Raw genomic sequence first — 17,273 nt, 5'->3', positions numbered from 1 at the left:
GCAGCATGGACCAGATCAAGTCTTCGCTGCGCCACCTGCCCTCCGTGGATGCCATCCTGCAAATGGCGGAGCTTTCCGGGGCATTGGAGAGTTTTGGCCGCGCGTCGGTGACTGAGGCTATTCGCAAGGTTTTGAGCGATGAGCGCGAGGCGGTGAAATCCGGCGCCTCGCTCTCCAGCAACATGCATTTGGCTGAACGGGTTCTCCACTTGCTTAAAGCGTCAGGGCAATCGAGCCTGCGCCCGCTGTTCAATCTGACCGGAACTGTCCTGCACACCAATCTGGGGCGAGCCATTCTTGCCGAAGCCGCCGTCGAGGCTGCCACACAAGCCATGCGGCAGGCGGTTTCGCTCGAATTTGACCTGTCATCGGGCGGGCGTGGCGAGCGGGACGACCATCTGCGCGCACTTGTCTGTGAGCTGACGGGGGCGGAAGATGCCACCGTCGTCAACAACAATGCCGCTGCTGTACTTCTGGTGCTGAACAGCCTTGCTGCAGGTAGGGAGGCCATTGTATCGCGCGGCGAACTGATCGAGATCGGTGGCGCTTTCCGCATGCCGGACATCATGACCCGCGCCGGGACACGGCTTGTCGAAGTGGGCACCACGAACCGCACGCATCCGCGTGACTACGAGAATGCAATCAACCCGGATACAGGGCTGGTACTGAAGGTCCACACCTCCAACTATCGGATTGAAGGTTTTACGCGGGAAGTCACAGCGTCGGAACTGGCCGCTATTGCGCAGGCTAAGGGCGTGCCGCTGGTCAATGACCTTGGCTCCGGCACACTTGCCGATCTGACTTCCTTCGGTCTCGCACACGAGCCGACAGTGCGCGAAGCGGTCGCTGAAGGTGCAGATATCGTCACCTTTTCCGGCGATAAGCTTCTCGGTGGACCACAGGCGGGCTTCATTGTCGGGCGACGCGATCTGATTGCCCGTATTAACAAGAACCCGATGAAGCGTGCTTTGCGGGTGGACAAAATCAGGCTCGCAGCACTTGAAGCGACGTTGAAACTTTATCGCAACCCCGAACGACTTTCTGAAAAGCTGCCGACTATTCGCTATCTGGCGCGTCCGCAGACCGAAATTGCCGCGCAGGCGGCACGGCTCAAGCCGGAGCTGGAGAGAATACTCGGCCCGGCTTTCATTGTGGCGGTGACAGATTGCGCCAGCCAGATCGGCTCCGGCGCATTGCCGCTCTCGACCGTTCCAAGCGCCGGATTGTCGATTGTGCCGAAAGACGGTAGCGGCTCCGCGCTGACAGCGCTCGGCGGTTCATTGCGTGCGCTGCCTTTGCCGGTCATCGGGCGGATCGAAAAGGGTGCACTCGTACTCGATCTGCGCTGCCTTGATGACGAGACCAGTTTTGTTCGGAACCTGTCATCCTATGCGGCTCGCTGATCTTTTCACCCGCAAGCCGAAGCCGGACACGACAGCTCAAGCGCTGGAAAATGCGCTTGTCGTTGCAAAGGCGGGTGATTACGCAGCGGCGCTTTCCATCTGGGAGCCGCTGGCACGTGCAGGCAATGCGCGTGCGCAGAACAATATCGGCGCCTGCTTTGCGGGCGGCATGGGGGTTGAGAAAAATATCGGCCTGGCGCAGCGCTGGCTGGCCCTTTCCGCCGCGGCTGGCGATGCTTCCGGCCAGCGCAATCTCGCTTCGTTGCTGTTCAAGGGCGAAGATATTGAAGCCGACTATCTGGAAGCTGCAAGGCTGTACCGGCTTGCTGCAGAACAGGGTGATCCGCAGGCGCAGGACATGCTGAGCTGGATGCTCATGGAAGGTGAGGTGATAGCCGCCGACCCGGTTGAGGCGCGCGAATGGGCGTTGAAGGCGGCGGAAGGCGGCATAGCTGCAGCCATGACGCGGCTTGGCATGATCTATCATAATGCTCTCGGGGTGCCGCGCGATCCCTCTCAGGCCGTTTACTGGTGGCGGAATGCGTCCGCTGCGGGCGACCCGGATGGAGAAGCCATGCTTGGCGCCGCGCTGCATCTTGGCATGGGCGTGGAACGCGACCCGGTGGCGGCTTACGAATGTCTCATGCGCGCCGAGGCGGGCGGCAGTGCGCTTGCCGCCCCTTTCATCGAGGCAGCGCGCAATGCGCTGAACGAAAAGCCATGATCGTCGGAACGGCGGGGCATATCGATCATGGCAAGACCTCGCTAGTGCGCGCTCTTACACAGGTCGACACGGACCGGCTGAAGGAGGAAAAGGCGCGAGGCATTTCCATCGATCTCGGTTTTGCCTATCTGCCCTTGTCCGGCGACGAAAAGGACATACTCGGCTTTGTTGACGTGCCGGGGCATGAAAAATTCGTGCATACGATGCTTGCCGGCGCGGCGAGCATCGATTTCGTCATGCTGGTTGTCGCTGCCGATGACGGGATCATGCCGCAGACCCGCGAACATCTGGCAATCGTCAACCTGCTCGGCATCAGGCGCGGTGTCGCCGTCATCACCAAATCCGATCTTGTCGAACCCGACCGTCTTGCCGAAGTTGAAACTGCTATCCGCAATGAACTGGCGCTGACAGGGCTTGCCGACATTCCCGTTCTGGCGGTCTCCACCGTGTCGGGTGCCGGGATCGACGATCTGAAGGCGCTGCTGGAAGTGCAAGCGCATGCATTCGGTGAGCGGCGGACAAACGGACGCTTTCGTCTTGCGGTGGACCGCTCCTTCACGCTCAAGGGCGCTGGCACAGTGGTCACGGGCACGGTGCTTTCCGGCAAGGTCGCTATTGGCGATCATCTGGTCATCAGCCCGTCTGGCAAGGAGGCGCGTATCCGCACCATTCATGCGCAGAACAGGCTAAGCGAGACCGCGCAGGCAGGTGATCGCTGTGCGCTCAATCTGGCAGGTGACGGCATATCGAAAGAGGCGGTACATCGCGGCGACATGCTGGTTTCGCCCGGCCTTCATCGCCCGACGGATCGCATCGATGCATCGTTGCAAATCCTGTCCTCGGAGAAAAAGCCGCTTGGTCAGTGGTTCCCGGTTCGCTTGCATCATGCGTCAGCTGAGGTCGGTGCCCGCATCGTGCTTTTGCGGGATGAAGAGCTCCAGCCGGGCACAGAAGATCGAGTGCAACTGGTGCTGGATCGTCCTGTCTCGGCTGCAGCCGGAGACCGCTTCGTCATCCGCGATGTGTCCGCACAACGCACCATTGGCGGCGGACGTTTTCTCGATCTGCGCCCGCCGCAACGCAAGCGCCGCAGTCCGGAGCGCATGGCACAGCTTGACGCCCACTCCATTGACCACCCGGTGGAATCGGCACGCGCACTGCTGACTGCCGAACCTTACTATCTTGATGCGACAGCATTCCTGCGCGACCGCGCGCTGGCGGACGATCCGCAAGGTCTGGCGCACGGGCTCGATGCCGTAATGCTCCCGCAAGCAAATTCCGTGCTGTTGTTATTGCCGGAACGATGGGACGCTCTGCGTGACGATATTCTGGCGCGGCTCGGCGTCTTCCATGAAGAAAATCCAGACCTGATCGGCATGGGTGTCGAACGGCTGCGGTTGCTGTTGAAACCGCGCCTGCCAGCACCCGCCTTTCGCGCTGCCATCGCCGCGCTGGTCGAAGCGGACCTGCTGAGGCTGGACGGCGCCTGGCTTCGCCTGCGCGATCATGAAGTAACGATGAGCGACGCCGACGAGGCGCTCTGGCAGCGCATTGCGCCGCTGCTTGGCGGTGAGGCTCGTTTTCGTCCGCCGCGCGTGCGCGATATTTCGGTTCTGCTTGATGAGCGGGAGGAAGATATTCGCCGCCTTCTCAAACTTTCAGGGCGCATGGGCCGGGTGCACGAAGTGGCGCACGACCATTTTTTCCTGCGGGCAACGATTGCCGAAATGATCGGCATCCTGTCGGATATGGATGCGGCATTTGATGGTGGCTGGTTCATTGCAGCGCGGTTTCGCGACCGGGTGGATAGCGGTCGCAAGGTGGCGATCCAGATACTGGAATTCTTCGATCGCAACAGCGTCACGATAAGGCGCGGAGACATGCGCCGCCTCAACCGCCGCAAGCTGGACTTGTTCGGTGATTTTACGCAAGGGGAAGTAGGGACAACCGGAGGAATGAAGTGAAATCTCTTTCGACGACCATCTGCCTGATACTCGTTCTGGCCGCCGTTGGCGGCTGCGCTAACCGGCCATGCAATGAGTGGCCGGGAACCTGCATCATTCAGTGACCGGCGGCTGGATACCAGCCGTCTAGAGCATTTCCTGTTTTGACTGAATCGTTGGAAATGCTCTATCTGTTTGTTTTTAATCATGTCTTTATCCCGAAACCGGTTCCCACTTTCGGGAGACATGCTCCAGATTGACGCTATGATTGCTGGTGCTGTAGGAATGAGGAGCGAATGAAAGAGTAGCAACAGGTTGGAAATCTGCCCGTTGCTATGGCGTGCCGATACGAATTTATGAAATGAATTCAATATCTGGAAGGGATGCATGCCCGGTGGCATGTCCGGACTTCAAATCCGGGAGGGGCCGATAGACGGTCTTTGGTGGGTTCGACTCCCATTCTCTTCCGCCAATAGCATTGATTTTATTATGTTTTTCAGAATAATTTATCCATTGCCATAACCTTAAACGGTGCGGTGGGCAGCAATTTTTATGCCGCCCTGTCGCCTATTCGTGCGTCGATCCATGCTTCTACCTCGGCGCGCACATAAGCAATTCGCTTCGCGCCGATCTTGACCGGGCATGGGAATTTGCCCTCTTTTGCCATCATGGTTAGCAGGACGCGAGACATTGTTGTGGCCGCTGCTGCCTCTTTGGGTGACATGAGGCGAGGTATGTTGTCGTTATTCATTCGCTCTGCTCCCCAAGGGGGCTTTCATCAATCAGACGCCGCTTCAGCTCGGTACGCGCTCTTGTGACATGAACACCGTTGATGCGTGACATGGTTCGGAAATTCTCGATATAGCCGTCAATTTTAGCCTCGATATGCTCGTTTTGAGCGGCGAGGATGGTGGAGATGATTTCACTGGCTGCATGATTTGGGTTGGAACGGTGGCGTTGGGCTTTGTAAACAAGCTGACCTATTTGCTCGACAAGCGCTTCGTGCTCCTTACTCGGCATTGCTGGCCTCCTGAAAAGCTCGTTTCGCCTTTGCGGCCCAATCCCCAGCTCGGTCTGGATTGAGCCAGAACCAAATGACAAAAAACGTCATGATAAAACCGAAACCGTTCATTTGCTGGCCTGCCTTTCCTCGAAATGCTTGCGGCGAAAAAACGCTTTCCACTTCAATGCACTGGCTTTCCAGCGGGGTTTATGGTGGGAGCAAACATGAGGGAAGCCGCCTGACACTGCTCTGCGCTCTCTCAGGTACTCAACCATCCAAATGCCCTTACGCTTGTAAATCGTCAGTTCGCTAAGCCGCTCAGATAGTTTGAGCGTTGCTGGCCTCCTTTGCGCGCAAGAGGGCGATGGTTTTCATGGCCGTTCCATTAGCTTCCATTACCGTCCATTGAGCGGCGCTTGCTTGTGCGTCTAGCTTGGAGAGGCGGGTAATGAGGTCCGTCATGGGTTTTTCTCCAAGAAATTGTCGATGCCGACAAAAAGGTCGTAGGGTGAGGATAGGGCGGCATCTATGCGCTTGATCCACGAACCAACGCGCTCGTGCATGCCTTCCCATCGGCTATCCGTCTTGGCGGCGTCAGCGACATTCCCCTGCAAGATAACAAGGTCGATGCGGGTTTCGGTTAGAGCTTCCTCCAACGCCAGCGAACGCGCTGCGGATGGCTCAAGCGAACGGAGAGACCGACGAACTTCGCCAATCGCGGTTGCAACGTCGGTCCAGCGGCAAAGGCCACCGGGCGCGTGAATATCTTCCAGCGGCTGCACGATTTCATCGATGTTTACGCCCACCCCTTGCGGTAGGTGAGGCAATGCGGCGGTGAGGGCAATTTCGGACATCTCAGAGGCAACCCGGTCCGCACATCCGCCAAAATACTGAAGCTTTTCAGCGAGAGCTTTTGTTGCCGCCTTCACGGCTTCTTCCGGTACTGTGGTCATGGCTGGACCTCGACTTTCTCCACGATGACTGAGAACTCAGTGCTAACACCGTCGTCATGGCTCAACTGATCGTCCAAGTATCCGTGAATAACGATTGGAATACGCAACTTCTCCGGGCAAGGCCCAAGCCTCGGACGCTTCTGGAAATGTTTGGTGAGGGCCTTTCTACCTATTTTCACATCGAGAGCGGCAAAATCAGATGAAAGTTTCATGCTCGCGCACCTTCGCTAACAGGGCGACCGAATATGTCGCGCTTACGGGGAGGGAGAGGCTTGGAAAGTGCTTTGGAAGGTTTAGCAGCCTTGGCAAAACCAGCCGACTTGATTGCGCCCTTGGGCCGGACAATGCCTTTTGCCTTATCGCTCTGGCGCTTTGTCTTGGCGGCGCGGGGTGTGTCGAACTGCGTTGTTTTCCAGCGGTGACAGCGTAGACAAACAGCCTTGCAATTCTCGATGCTGTTATCACCGCCGTTCGATGCGGCAAGTTCATGGTCGAACTCAACGCCATTGCTAAGCGGGATTGAGCAACGCTGGCCTTCTTCCAAGCCATAGAGCGGGCCAGATGCTTCACAGCGCATCTGTGAACGTTCGAGAGCGTCCCGCTTTGTCTTCTTGCTGAATTCAAGCCGTGCCATTACCGCCCCCAATCCAGAGAGCCGTTGCGGTAGGAAATACCGCGCTCTACTGCGATGGTTTCAGCGTTTTTGCGGATGAAGGCGCGTTCAATATCCTTGAAGGCTTTCTTCTGGCGCTTTGCCTTTTCCATTTGCAGGCGTAGGTCTTCGGCTTCCTTGCGGAGAGTTGGAAGCGGATCGCGTCTCCCAGACAATTTCCATCCAGACATTTCCGAAGCAGTTCGCCTTGGCTTGTCCGAGCAGGACGGCCAGCGCGAGGCGGACAAGTTTCGCGACTACTGGCGCGGCCAACCCGGTCAGCGTGGCGTGAAACTCGATTGGGAGGCCACATGGCGCAACTGGTGCCGATCTGCCGCCGAGCGCAAACAGCCTCGCCGCGTCGATCCACCTCCGAAGCCTCGAAATATCGGGGATGCACTACGCGACGAAGCAAGGCGACTTGGAGTTTTGAAAGATGAGCCAGATAGCGAGAACCGAGGAATTTACGACGAAAGCCACTCAGCAGGAAATGTTAGAGTGCTTGACCTTGCTTTCCGGCCTGCCCTCAAGGGTTTCGGCTAACGATCAGGTGAACATCGCTGGCTACTATCTCGCCCTCGAAGGTGTATCCCGCCATGGCCTGCAAACTGCCACGAAGCTGATTTTGCAGGGTTCGCTTGGTCATACTTTCCTGCCGTCACCTCCAGAACTTCGCCAGGAATGCAACAAGGTTATGAAGCCTATCTTCGAAGCTAGAGCATGGGACGCAGATCGCGACCGTGCACTACGTGAACAGCGCGAGGAACAGCGCCAGCGAGCACAATCGCAATCCTCATGGACGCCTGAAAGCCGCGCCCGAGCAACGGCAAAATGGGAAGCCGAGAAAGCCCGTCAGCGCCTCAACAACGCCGCAGAGGAAAAGCGCCGCGATCATTATGACACCAGCCCGGAAGCCGCCATGACGCGCTTGCAAGCATTAGCGGAAGCCAACGGAAAAGATTTCAATCTGGACCGCGTTCCGAATGCCCCGCACCCATCCACATTCCAACGGTTGGGGAGGGCGGCATAATGCAAACCATTCAAGCCGACTAGCCAATTAGCCCATATCTTGCCAAGAAGGACGCCACTTACGGCGTGGCACTTTGCCTGTTCCAGTCGGGCAAGGACACACTGCAAATCGCTCAGATCATAGGAATTACGGAGGCCGAAGCACACAAGCGGGTTTCAACCGCAATAAGCCATTCCAAGCGCCGGAAGGCCATTTTCATACCGCATGGAGAATTTTTATGAAGCAAGAAGCAATTTTGATTGACCAATACATTGCAGCCAAAGGCGTTCGCCGGTTCGATCAAGGAGTATCCGCCAGCTATGAATCTGTTCAGCGGTTTTTGCTGGCGCGTGGGTACGATATGCGCCGGGTTCAAAGCACTTATGCCATGAAGAAAGCCGGTAAGCCGGGACTTGGCAAACGGATGGCTTGGCATAAGGTCGTCGTACTTGTTGACGAGCTGCGGATTGCGGAGGGGCTTGAACCGCTCGCCGCTGCGCACAAACTGGCCGCGTGAGGTGCCAGCATGACTAGGAAACAATCAGCTGCACCGAAATGGGAACCAAAGGAAGACATTGTCTTCCTTCGAGTTGATAACCCCGAGTATAGTTGTGCACATACAGAAACGAGCGGAAACCGTCGGAAGGTGAAGCTTGCGCACAACGCCAGAGAAAGCGCGATTATCACTATGGCGGCGCGCGGCCATTTGAATGTTGCGCAGATACGCGCTGCGAAGTCGTTTTGTTACTTTTATGAGCGGCTAGGCGGTGCAGGTGCCGGTTCGTTCGATTATAGCCGTGAGCTTGTAGATGGAGGCGGTGCACGTACCACGATAAGCGATAGTCAGATTCAAGCAGGGCAAGAACTTAAAAAATGCCAAGAGCTACTCGGTGTTGTAGGGTATGATCTGGTCAGCAAAATCGCAGGACAGGGGTTCACGCTGGATGCAATTTGTAGCGACAAACGGCGCAAGAATTATGCCACCGATCACCTTCGAGATTGTCTTGATGTATTAGCCGCATATTGGGGCTACACAAATACGAAAATCACTGCTTGGAGGGCTTGACCCGGTAAACCGAAAGAGTGATGAAGGGTTTAGAGGGGTGATTTGCGTGTTCCGCACCCTCTTAAATTCTTCAATCTCTATCTTATTGGACTTGTTATATATTAGCGCTGGCTAAACTTTTGGTGGAATGAGTTAATTGTTCTCATCTTATGGGCGAATCGTGCTTTTATCCTATCTCTTGTTTCTAAATTGGCGGGAGACGTACGGTTGGAAAAAACGGCACATTATCGCAGAGCATTGTGGTTGAGCTCAGGTGGCGCATCCCTTGAGGCAGTATTGAAATCTGCCCTTCAAAAGTGCCCTAAACCCGCTGACACCAAGTTTGTTTATTCAAGCAATATTGAAGCCCATATAGCTTCAAGGAACGGAGACAATACCGGCGTGTACATTACAATGTACTCTGCTGGCCGCAAAGCCGGAACCGTAGAAGCTGGAGGCGCAAAAGTAGGGCGTCAGCCCCCGCCGAAAGGACTAGAGTTCTTGAAAACCGGTATCTATTTGGTGGTTTCTGGGAATAACGTTGGATATGTTGCCGATGGTCATACCAACGATGGCCAGATAAGTCTTCTTCTTCAGAAGTTTTTTGAGCATGCGAAGAGGCCAAAATCATCAACTCAGTTCGGGCTTCACCCAAAAGGTGACAAAAAGCTTATAAAGGAGCTGGTCAAATCTGGCGTTAAAACGATCGATCTTGGTATTGCTTCTTATCTTCCAACTATCAAACAACTAAACGAGAATGCGAAGAAGTCGGCACCGTTCGTCGTGATCGATCCTATTCTGAAAGTTATATCGGAAATAGGGAAGGCTGCGGCCAACCAAAGCGAAACAGATGCGATGAGCGATATCGAAGCAACCGTGCATCTTGGTTACGATGGACGCACATCTAATCAGTTGGTCCCTCAAATGATGTCTAAGTTGGCAGTGCAGGTCGCAGAATCCGACGACGAGTTTAAGATTGTCACCCGCGACGGAAATATTATCACTCGTAGCAAGATCGCCATTCGTTCCGAGGTTGACATTGATGGTGACGATATCGCTCTTGATCCACAAGATGCATTTAAGGTTCTTTCGAGGGTGATGAAACAATGGAAAACAGCCGGCGTGTTCGACTCTTAACAATCCGGAATTGGCTTTTCTTCATATCGGCGGCGACTGTATCAATATTCGTAGGCTGGCGGTATGGTCATCTGTTAGAGCAAGCCGAGGATACGCTTTCTGGTATTCTTAGCGTTTTTTCAATTCTAGCAGGTGTTCTAGTCGCAGTTATTTCGATCATTGGCGATCCCTCCATGCTTCTCAGCGGCAGTTGGAGAACCGGTTATACGCATGCGGAACAAATTCAGCTAAGACTTGCGAGATTCTCACATCTGGTTTTTATTTATGTTTTGACTTTGGTTCTTGTACTGGTTGCTACTGTATTAAAGGAAAATAAGATAGAGGGAGTAACAGTTGTTTATCAGATTTTAATGGGTTTCACGGTTCTAGCAGTAATTCTCTCTCTTCCACTGCCATATATCTTGATGGGTATTCAAAAGGATCGAATGACGGCCGAAGTTAGCAGAAGGCAGAATGGCACCCCGAGTGCAGAATAACCGGTTCTGTCGTGTACTGGCTTGCGGCTTTACAGCCCCACGGCTTTCCGTAGGGCCTCAGTCATATTCCCACGCCAGTTTTTCCCAGTTGCCTTGAACTTTTGAATTACATCAGGGTCAAGGCGCAGCGTGACAGCCTCTTTGGGGCTGGCAACTCTAGGCCGACCACGTGAGCGTTGAATGCTTTCGTAAAGTTCTGGCAGCGCTTCCTTGAATGGCTTTGCTCTTTTCATTTCCTCCTTGGTGATAGGAGGGTTGTCTGAGACTGCGTCCCAGTCTTCCTTGGTGTAACCATGTTCGGCAGCATGTTTCGGATTAAATTTGTTGGCCATCAGATTAGGCTCCTTTCATCCTTTCGGGCGGAGCGCATTGAGATAACGGAGAGCGCTTCCGTGCCGAGGGTAACGAAAATCACAACGATTGTACCGTCTGCGAGGCGTCCTATAGCTTGAAGCCTGCCTCGCTTAGCCGGGATGATGGTGGATGCTTCAAAAAACTCGATAGTCAGCGATGCAAAATCCATGCCGTGCTTAACAAGATTGGCTTCGCGTTTTGGTTCATCCCATACGATCTTCATAGGATTTTTTGTACACGAAAATTTATTCAGCTGCAATAATAAAAGTGTACGAAAAACAATTCGACCGGAGCACCCATGCGTGAACAGCCCCTATCGCCTGACAAAATCAAGCAGATCGCTGACAGAGCAGAAGCTCAAACCGGACAGGAAATTGGTGCGGGCAGGCCGACTAAGTTCACACAAGAATTAGCTGTTCATATCTGTGCTGAAATAGCATCTGGTCGCTCTCTGCGTTCAGTGTGCACCGAAAGCGGAATGCCAGCGGAAAGTACAGTTCGTCTATGGGTTACAGATGATCGCCACGGATTTTCTGCGCAGTACGCCCGCGCACGAGAAGCGCAAATGGACGCCATGACGGAAGATATTCTTGAGATAGCCGACACTGGCAATGAGGACGATGCACAACGCGCCCGCCTTCGCATTGATGCCCGCAAGTGGCTCATGTCGAAAATGGCTCCAAAGAAATACGGTGATAAGCTTGCAATCGGTGGTGATGCCGACATGGACGCTATCAAGGTTCAGGCAGTCAAGCGCGTGATTGTTGATCCGAAGGCGGATTAATGACCCTACGAGATTTAGAAATCCCAACGGCGAGAGTATTTCTCCCGCTGCTCGAACCCGCACGCGACAAAGGCGCATGGGGTGGACGAGGATCGGGGAAATCCCATTTCTTCGCCGGGATGATGATAGAGGACAGTCTTGCCGAGCCGGGCAACAGTGCAGGAGAGGGCCTGAAATCCATCTGCATTCGTGAAGTTCAGAAAGACCTTGCGCAGTCGTCAAAGGCTTTGATCGAGGCAAAGCTATCATCATTCCGGCTGAGTGAAGCCGATGGTTTCAAGGTTTACCGCGACGTGATCAGAACGCCGGGCGATGGGCTGATGATGTTCAAGGGGATGAACGATTATACCGCCGATAGCGTGAAATCGTTGGAAGGCTTTAAACGGGCATGGTGGGAGGAGGCACAAACGGCGTCTTCAACTTCAATCCAGATGCTTCGCCCAACTATGCGAGCGGCTGGCGCGCAAATGTGGTGGAGTTGGAACGCCCGAAAAAAGACCGATCCCGTTGGTGTGATGTTGCGCGGCCCGGAAAAGCCAAGCGGCGCAATTGTTGTGGAAGCAAACTGGCGGGACAATCCCTGGTTTAATGCTGAGTTAGATCAAGAGCGACAAGACTGTCTTCGCAGAACGCCTGACGATTACGCTCATATCTGGGAAGGTGGTTAGCGGGGCAGGATCGGGCTACCCAGATCGCTTTCGAGGATAGCGATAATTTCTACCGAAAAGAGCCTAAGTTACAGGAAGCTTTTGCAGCTATGGGCTATTCGCCGGCTGACGTTGACGCCTTCTTTGTGAAGGCAAGTCAGCGATAACTCACCTCTCAATTCAGTGTACGCCGCCGCCCTTGAGGCGGCTTTTTTATTGCCGAAAGGTTCCCAATGGAAATTAATTTACTTCTCCCGCTGATCCGGCAGATACTGCAGGCAGTGGGCAGCTATCTTATCGCACGTGGCTATCTGGACACCGGTGCAGCCGATGCGCTCACCGGCGCATTGGTCAACGGAACGGTGTTCGTCTGGTGGCTCGTTGAACACCTCCACATTCGCCAGCGCTTACGCACGGCAGAGGATGGGGCAGGCCATGAGCGATGAATGGCGGTGGTTTCTCGATACCGATGTTCAGGTGGCCGGGTTTGCATCACGACGCTGATTGTCGCTTTTCGTGTTCTATCCCGCTCGATCAAAGACGGTGACGACGCTCTTCATTCCCGCATCAATCAGGTGCGGGACGAATATATCAGGCGCATTGAGTTCGATATGCACTTCAATCGGATTTGCGATGATCTACGCGATACCAGAGACGAGTTGAAAGAGACGAACAAGCGTCTGGATGGAATCATGACCGTTCTGATGCAGGAGAAATAATCGAGGTCAATTCGCTTCGAATGTGAAAGTGTTGCACATATAAAGTAAATCTGATCGTATGTGTCAGACGTAAGAACGGAGATTCATTATTATACTTCTTTGATTAGAAATCTAGATAGTCATTAAATAAGGAATTCATAATGAAATCAAGTGGCGTAGATATTGATACACGTGACAATGTACAGAACACTAGCTTGGATGCCGATGCAGAATATATTCGTACTGCGGGGTTTTCGATGGTTGGGGATGGAGGTGGAGCGCTGTATCGAAGAGCAATTTCGGAACCGGTACACGCTGGAAAGATTCAATCTGCTGATGGGGCATGGTGGGAGCTTGCAGAAGCCCTCCCTCTTATAACGATGTTTGGCGCTATAGCAGACGGAATCACTGACGTAACAAGCAACTGGCAGGATGCGCTCAACTATTTGAAGCTGATGGGAACTGGAGAAGGTGGTGCGATTGGCGTTCCATCAAATGGAAAAAAGTATCGCGTCAGAGGCGGCTTGGTTGCCCCCGTTGGATGCAAGGTCGAGATTTACGGCATAGGATACCCGCAAGTTTTTTTCGACCCTCCGGCTGTAGATATCACTACTCATTTTCTTAACGTCGGAGCTGCAGAGTATAGCGGATTTATAAATGTCATCCGGAATATAAGCATATGGGGCAATGGCACTAGCGGTGGTAGGTGCATCAATGGCGAGTTTCTGTCTAATCTAAAGCTTTATGATGTTTTCATGTATAATTTCGTTGGTTGGTGTGTTTATGCCAAGGATTGCTACTGTTTCTCCTTCGAGGGGGGGGCAATGTGTTGGCAACACAGATGGTACCTCCGAAGGTGGAATATTCATGTCGCGAGGGACGGGCAATCAAGGACTTGTGAGTCATGTTCGAATTAATGATTTCAACGGTGTCGATAAGACCGGCATTACATTGGCCGGTAACACGACTGACACTCATTATGGTTTACGTATCGAGAATTGCGCTTTCGAGTCCAATTATAACGGTATTTATTGCCAATCCGCGCGCGGCATTACAATAGATACATGTTATTTTGAGCTCAATACCAGTACGAACATTACCATCAATGGGACTGGCGACACAGTTCATAGTGTATCTGTTCTTAACAATGCATTTTTTGAAGCGGGAAATACAGGGTGCACTTTTATTAATTGTGACGGGCTCTGGATCGCGGGAAATTCATTCCAATATAATGCAAACTGCTACATCGAAGATACGGCAGGCCGATACCAACTCGGTATCAATACCTTCACGAATGGCAGTTTTCTTTTTTCTGGGACAACGCCTAGGAAAAATTATTGAAAATTCTGCTTATCTTTTGTTCTCTACATGTAGATATCGAGTAGCACGTAACCTGCGATCGGCAACGGGACATTTTTATTTGAAGATAAGCGTTCTGGTCTAAGGTGAATAGCAACAAGCGGCTTGACCGGCTTATGTCGATGCTGGCGACGGAGAAATAGAGTGCCCCGGCGTTCTGAGCATGAGGGTGCCGGAATTCGCCGGGGCCTATGCAGCCCATCGCATATGACTATTCAGTGGGTGCATTTGAATAGGAGCGCCCCGACATAAGGAGAAGTGTATAGGAGGGAGCCTGCCGGGGCCGCGCTTTCCACGGGGGGAGAGGGGAAAGCGCGTAACCTGCATAGTGGTATAAGTGCAGGATGGCAACCAAAGATAGGTTGAATTAAATATGACTAGTAAAAGTTGTATAACTCCAAATCCCTTACTCACAGTGCGGCGCAAGTAAGGGATATGCCGATATATTAGAAATACGTTATAAAACACAATTACCCCCGGCGTGCAGACACGATAACAATTAATAGGGGTAAGTAAAGATTATTTTATAACTTGTGAAAATCGGTGTGATTTATAGTGAATCCTATATTCCTAACAGACATATAGCATCTCGGCTGTCGCGGCGGAGACGGGCAAGCAGCTCGATCAAGGGCTGGCGGCGTTGGCGCAGGATAAGGAATAGAGAGGCATTCTGAATCAAGGGAGGGGGATGTCAATTCAGAGTGCAGCGCTTGAAAAAATGAGGAAATCAAGCGTGGCTGTAATGAACCACAGGGGCCAACTTATGCCAATTGCAATACGGTGGGAGCAAATCAGGGGCTGATTGTTTTGGTGCTGTGTTACGGACAGGAAAATGGATATAAAACAGCCAAAACGCGGATCTGATGACTTACCTTTCTCATGTCTCCGCCGAAAGTTTCACAAATTAATAAATAATCGGCATTATGATATTGCAGCGCTTTAAATTTGCTGCGATGGAAATGCTAAGGATTTGCACTTGATATAAATTTGTGAGCTTCTTTTAACGGAGCGCGAGAATGATCAAGTCTAATTTAGTGCACTCTGACTGCATGCTACTACAGGTTGTATATGCTGAAAAAACTTACAATTGCCAGATTTAAATCAATCCGAGACCAATCTTTAGAGTTTGGTTTAGTTAATATTTTTATCGGTGGTAACGGCGCTGGAAAATCTAATTTTCTCGAAGCCATTGGGTTGGCATCTGCAGCGTGTGGACGCGGAATTTCCGAAACAGATCTGGCCAGAAAAGGAATTAGACAATCTCCACCCGCGTTAATTAAGTCTGCGCATAAGGGCATGGATATTCCAAAGACTATCGAACTTCTGGCGGAGTTTGATAATGACGTGCAATATAAGTGTAATCTTACGGCTAGCGATAATGATTTTAATCTGAAGTTCCACTCAGAAAGCTGTAGTTTCGGTGGAGTTCCTCAGTTTGGACGAAGCGGGAATGGTGATCGCGTTTTCGGGAACCAGTTGCCACGAGCCGCCGAAAAGTTTCGCGGACTGTGGGACCAGATAAAGGCAAGTTTTGCCTTCTCCCCTGATATGATTGAGCAGCTCGATGAATTTTCTAGATATTGCATCTTTGCGCCACAAACGGACTTCCTGAGAGGAGTGAAAGTCAGTTCGATGTATGACCCTCCAGTTGGGCTCCACGGAGAAGGGCTGTCTCAGGCTGTTATGGACATACTATTCCAACTGCATGGGCATGCTGTTCAAGATTCTGAACAGGTATCTTATAGCAAAGAGAAGTTGATGGAATTCTCAAAATCTATCATCAACTTGGTTTTTCTACCCGGATGGACGAACGCATTCAAGGTCGGGAGTATCGATACAAAATTAGTGTCGAAAGGTATTGCAGATGCTCAAAAAGAAGTTTTGTATTTCGTTGATCGTTTTATGCACGAGAAAAGGCGTACGTTAACCGCATACGATAGTAGCGAAGGAACTCTTTTTCTGCTATTTATTACGGTTCTACTTTGCCATATTAATTCACCAAAGTATTTTTCAGTTGACAATATAGATAATGCACTGAATCCAAAATTAACTAGAAAGCTTCTTGAAGAAACTATACGTGTTGTAAAAACTGTGAGAAATGATGAGCTAAGCTTCGGACCAAAGCAAGTATTCTTAACTAGCCATAATCCGACTTCGATTGATGCATTCGATATTTTCGATGATGATGTCCGGGTGTTCGTGGCTTATCGAGACAAGAAAGGTCAGACGCTCGCTCGAAGGTTGGCCCCGCCAGCTAATGTTGACCGGGAGAAGTGGGCGATATTGAAGGGGGGCAAAACATTGTCACAATTATGGATAGAGGGATTAATTCCGAACTTGAATGGTGGCGATCTTTAAAAATGAAGATTGGGGTAATTTGCGAGGGGCAGACAGATTTCATAGCAATTGGCACGTTCTTAACCGAAGAACTTGCTAATCTGGGTCATTCAGTCGAGTTTATTGCGATACAGCCTGCTCAGGATAGCACGTTACCAGCTGGTTGGACGCAAGTGCTATTCTGGCTGATAAATAATACAATTGAACATCGCATAGCGGCCCATATACGCGGAAATTCACTCTTCGAAGGTGATGATACAGAGAAGGTTGATGCTTTTCTTTTTCAGCTGGATACTGATATTATCGGTGAAACTGCATTCGAAGAGTTTCTGAGAGGGCGTGGATTTGTTCCCCCGGCAGGTGCAACGCCTGCTGATCGCGCCAGCGCAATAGAGGTTCTACTCAAAACCATCTCTTTGTATGATGCTCAAACCTGCGCACAGAAACTATTACATATATATGCTCCAATTGTTGAATCGAGTGAAACTTGGATCGTGGGCGCAGCAAAGATGCACCCTGATCCTGAGTCACTTGCAGGACAAAATTTATGTGATGCATTTGGACGGGTAAAAAGTCAGGTCCTGAATGAGCCACCTCTCACAACGTACGGAAATATAAACAAGCGAATCGGTACCCGTAGAAAAATTTGTTCTGCGGTGTGTGCTAATAGTTCGATCGTTGCCCTTTGCCCACATTTTGTGCAAATTAGAGATAAGATCGTGTCACTTGTATAGAGGCGTGTCGGTAGG

At 52.0% G+C, this 17,273-nt stretch carries 25 protein-coding genes and 1 tRNA gene; 17 read left to right on the top strand and 9 right to left on the bottom strand.

Translation table 11 applies throughout. The annotated features are described in order from the left end of the window. Positions 1–5 precede the first annotated feature (5 nt). From selA to KWJ32_RS10545, 4 genes are all read left to right on the top strand, one after another. Positions 6–1,403, top strand: coding sequence for an L-seryl-tRNA(Sec) selenium transferase (selA, locus tag KWJ32_RS10560; protein ID WP_151610167.1), 1,398 nt, complete (start codon positions 6–8; stop codon positions 1,401–1,403). Continuing rightward, complete coding sequence (locus KWJ32_RS10555) at positions 1,390–2,127, top strand: tetratricopeptide repeat protein (protein WP_011982616.1); 738 nt, start codon at positions 1,390–1,392, stop codon at positions 2,125–2,127. The genes selA and KWJ32_RS10555 overlap by 14 nt, the downstream gene beginning before the upstream one ends. Next, the gene (gene selB, locus KWJ32_RS10550) at positions 2,124–4,091 is read left to right on the top strand and encodes a selenocysteine-specific translation elongation factor (protein ID WP_011982617.1); all 1,968 of its coding nucleotides are present in this window, start codon (positions 2,124–2,126) and stop codon (positions 4,089–4,091) included. Before KWJ32_RS10555 ends, selB begins: the two co-directional genes overlap by 4 nt. A gap of 355 nt (positions 4,092–4,446) precedes the next feature. Further along, positions 4,447–4,542 (top strand) — tRNA-Sec (locus KWJ32_RS10545). A gap of 78 nt (positions 4,543–4,620) precedes the next feature. On the opposite strand, the gene KWJ32_RS10540 is transcribed toward KWJ32_RS10545, so the two are convergent. From KWJ32_RS10540 to KWJ32_RS10510, 7 genes are all read right to left on the bottom strand, one after another. Next, positions 4,621–4,821, bottom strand: a complete 201-nt coding sequence (locus KWJ32_RS10540) for an AlpA family phage regulatory protein (RefSeq protein ID WP_151610168.1) — start codon at positions 4,819–4,821, stop codon at positions 4,621–4,623. Next, complete coding sequence (locus tag KWJ32_RS10535; protein ID WP_151610169.1) at positions 4,818–5,090, bottom strand: hypothetical protein; 273 nt, start codon at positions 5,088–5,090, stop codon at positions 4,818–4,820. The genes KWJ32_RS10540 and KWJ32_RS10535 overlap by 4 nt, the downstream gene beginning before the upstream one ends. Before the next feature lie 301 nt (positions 5,091–5,391). Beyond that, positions 5,392–5,535 carry a hypothetical protein gene (locus KWJ32_RS10530; protein ID WP_192799843.1) on the bottom strand — a complete coding sequence of 48 codons (144 nt, stop codon included), beginning with the start codon at positions 5,533–5,535 and terminating at the stop codon, positions 5,392–5,394. Beyond that, on the bottom strand, positions 5,532–6,026 hold the full coding sequence (locus KWJ32_RS10525; RefSeq protein WP_151610170.1) for a hypothetical protein: 495 nt from the start codon (positions 6,024–6,026) through the stop codon (positions 5,532–5,534). The genes KWJ32_RS10530 and KWJ32_RS10525 overlap by 4 nt, the downstream gene beginning before the upstream one ends. After that, positions 6,023–6,238: a hypothetical protein gene (locus tag KWJ32_RS10520; protein ID WP_256885975.1), complete on the bottom strand. Its 216-nt coding sequence runs from the start codon at positions 6,236–6,238 to the stop codon at positions 6,023–6,025. The genes KWJ32_RS10525 and KWJ32_RS10520 overlap by 4 nt, the downstream gene beginning before the upstream one ends. Further along, entirely contained in the window at positions 6,235–6,660 is a 426-nt protein-coding gene (locus KWJ32_RS10515) for an HNH endonuclease signature motif containing protein (RefSeq protein WP_151610171.1), read from the bottom strand. The genes KWJ32_RS10520 and KWJ32_RS10515 overlap by 4 nt, the downstream gene beginning before the upstream one ends. Further along, positions 6,660–6,854, bottom strand: a complete 195-nt coding sequence (locus tag KWJ32_RS10510; protein WP_231771526.1) for a hypothetical protein — start codon at positions 6,852–6,854, stop codon at positions 6,660–6,662. Before KWJ32_RS10510 ends, KWJ32_RS10515 begins: the two co-directional genes overlap by 1 nt. 37 nt (positions 6,855–6,891) lie before the next feature. Here KWJ32_RS10510 and KWJ32_RS10505 point away from each other — a divergent pair, with 37 nt between their 5' ends. The 6 genes from KWJ32_RS10505 to KWJ32_RS10480 all read left to right on the top strand — a co-directional run bounded on the left by KWJ32_RS10505 (position 6,892) and on the right by KWJ32_RS10480 (position 10,345). Further along, positions 6,892–7,221: a hypothetical protein gene (locus tag KWJ32_RS10505; RefSeq protein ID WP_151610173.1), complete on the top strand. Its 330-nt coding sequence runs from the start codon at positions 6,892–6,894 to the stop codon at positions 7,219–7,221. After that, the gene (locus tag KWJ32_RS10500; protein WP_151610174.1) at positions 7,181–7,708 is read left to right on the top strand and encodes a hypothetical protein; all 528 of its coding nucleotides are present in this window, start codon (positions 7,181–7,183) and stop codon (positions 7,706–7,708) included. Before KWJ32_RS10505 ends, KWJ32_RS10500 begins: the two co-directional genes overlap by 41 nt. Positions 7,709–7,925: 217 nt before the next feature. Then, on the top strand, positions 7,926–8,204 hold the full coding sequence (locus KWJ32_RS10495; protein WP_151610175.1) for a hypothetical protein: 279 nt from the start codon (positions 7,926–7,928) through the stop codon (positions 8,202–8,204). A gap of 9 nt (positions 8,205–8,213) precedes the next feature. Continuing rightward, positions 8,214–8,753, top strand: coding sequence for a hypothetical protein (locus tag KWJ32_RS10490; protein WP_151610176.1), 540 nt, complete (start codon positions 8,214–8,216; stop codon positions 8,751–8,753). A gap of 207 nt (positions 8,754–8,960) precedes the next feature. Then, positions 8,961–9,869, top strand: coding sequence for a hypothetical protein (locus KWJ32_RS10485; RefSeq protein WP_151610177.1), 909 nt, complete (start codon positions 8,961–8,963; stop codon positions 9,867–9,869). Next, positions 9,839–10,345 carry a hypothetical protein gene (locus KWJ32_RS10480; protein ID WP_151610178.1) on the top strand — a complete coding sequence of 169 codons (507 nt, stop codon included), beginning with the start codon at positions 9,839–9,841 and terminating at the stop codon, positions 10,343–10,345. Before KWJ32_RS10485 ends, KWJ32_RS10480 begins: the two co-directional genes overlap by 31 nt. Positions 10,346–10,374: 29 nt before the next feature. Here KWJ32_RS10480 and KWJ32_RS10475 read toward each other — a convergent pair whose 3' ends face one another. Both KWJ32_RS10475 and KWJ32_RS10470 read right to left on the bottom strand, forming a co-directional pair. Continuing rightward, positions 10,375–10,677: a BrnA antitoxin family protein gene (locus KWJ32_RS10475; RefSeq protein ID WP_151610179.1), complete on the bottom strand. Its 303-nt coding sequence runs from the start codon at positions 10,675–10,677 to the stop codon at positions 10,375–10,377. Further along, positions 10,677–10,922 carry a BrnT family toxin gene (locus KWJ32_RS10470; protein WP_151610180.1) on the bottom strand — a complete coding sequence of 82 codons (246 nt, stop codon included), beginning with the start codon at positions 10,920–10,922 and terminating at the stop codon, positions 10,677–10,679. Before KWJ32_RS10470 ends, KWJ32_RS10475 begins: the two co-directional genes overlap by 1 nt. A 75-nt stretch (positions 10,923–10,997) precedes the next feature. On the opposite strand from KWJ32_RS10470, the gene KWJ32_RS10465 reads away from it, so the two are divergent. The 7 genes from KWJ32_RS10465 to KWJ32_RS10435 all read left to right on the top strand — a co-directional run bounded on the left by KWJ32_RS10465 (position 10,998) and on the right by KWJ32_RS10435 (position 17,258). Next, positions 10,998–11,483: a hypothetical protein gene (locus KWJ32_RS10465; RefSeq protein ID WP_192799844.1), complete on the top strand. Its 486-nt coding sequence runs from the start codon at positions 10,998–11,000 to the stop codon at positions 11,481–11,483. Further along, complete coding sequence (locus KWJ32_RS10460) at positions 11,483–12,151, top strand: phage terminase large subunit (RefSeq protein WP_151610181.1); 669 nt, start codon at positions 11,483–11,485, stop codon at positions 12,149–12,151. The genes KWJ32_RS10465 and KWJ32_RS10460 overlap by 1 nt, the downstream gene beginning before the upstream one ends. Before the next feature lie 212 nt (positions 12,152–12,363). Then, complete coding sequence (locus KWJ32_RS10455) at positions 12,364–12,576, top strand: hypothetical protein (protein WP_151610182.1); 213 nt, start codon at positions 12,364–12,366, stop codon at positions 12,574–12,576. Continuing rightward, positions 12,577–12,849 (top strand): hypothetical protein, encoded by a 273-nt coding sequence (locus KWJ32_RS10450; protein WP_151610183.1) that lies wholly within the window; start codon positions 12,577–12,579, stop codon positions 12,847–12,849. Between the two features lie 140 nt (positions 12,850–12,989). Further along, positions 12,990–13,745: a hypothetical protein gene (locus KWJ32_RS10445; protein ID WP_256885974.1), complete on the top strand. Its 756-nt coding sequence runs from the start codon at positions 12,990–12,992 to the stop codon at positions 13,743–13,745. A 1,510-nt stretch (positions 13,746–15,255) separates the two neighbouring features. Further along, complete coding sequence (locus KWJ32_RS10440) at positions 15,256–16,545, top strand: ATP-binding protein (RefSeq protein ID WP_151610185.1); 1,290 nt, start codon at positions 15,256–15,258, stop codon at positions 16,543–16,545. Then, positions 16,461–17,258, top strand: coding sequence for a hypothetical protein (locus tag KWJ32_RS10435; RefSeq protein ID WP_151610186.1), 798 nt, complete (start codon positions 16,461–16,463; stop codon positions 17,256–17,258). Before KWJ32_RS10440 ends, KWJ32_RS10435 begins: the two co-directional genes overlap by 85 nt. Positions 17,259–17,273: the final 15 nt, after the last annotated feature.

Source organism: Ochrobactrum sp. BTU2 (genome assembly GCF_024539785.1).
Classification (GTDB): Bacteria; Pseudomonadota; Alphaproteobacteria; order Rhizobiales; family Rhizobiaceae; genus Brucella; species Brucella anthropi.
The sequence above is the reverse complement of the archived record's forward strand: the minus strand, read 5'-3'. Positions and strand labels throughout refer to the sequence as shown.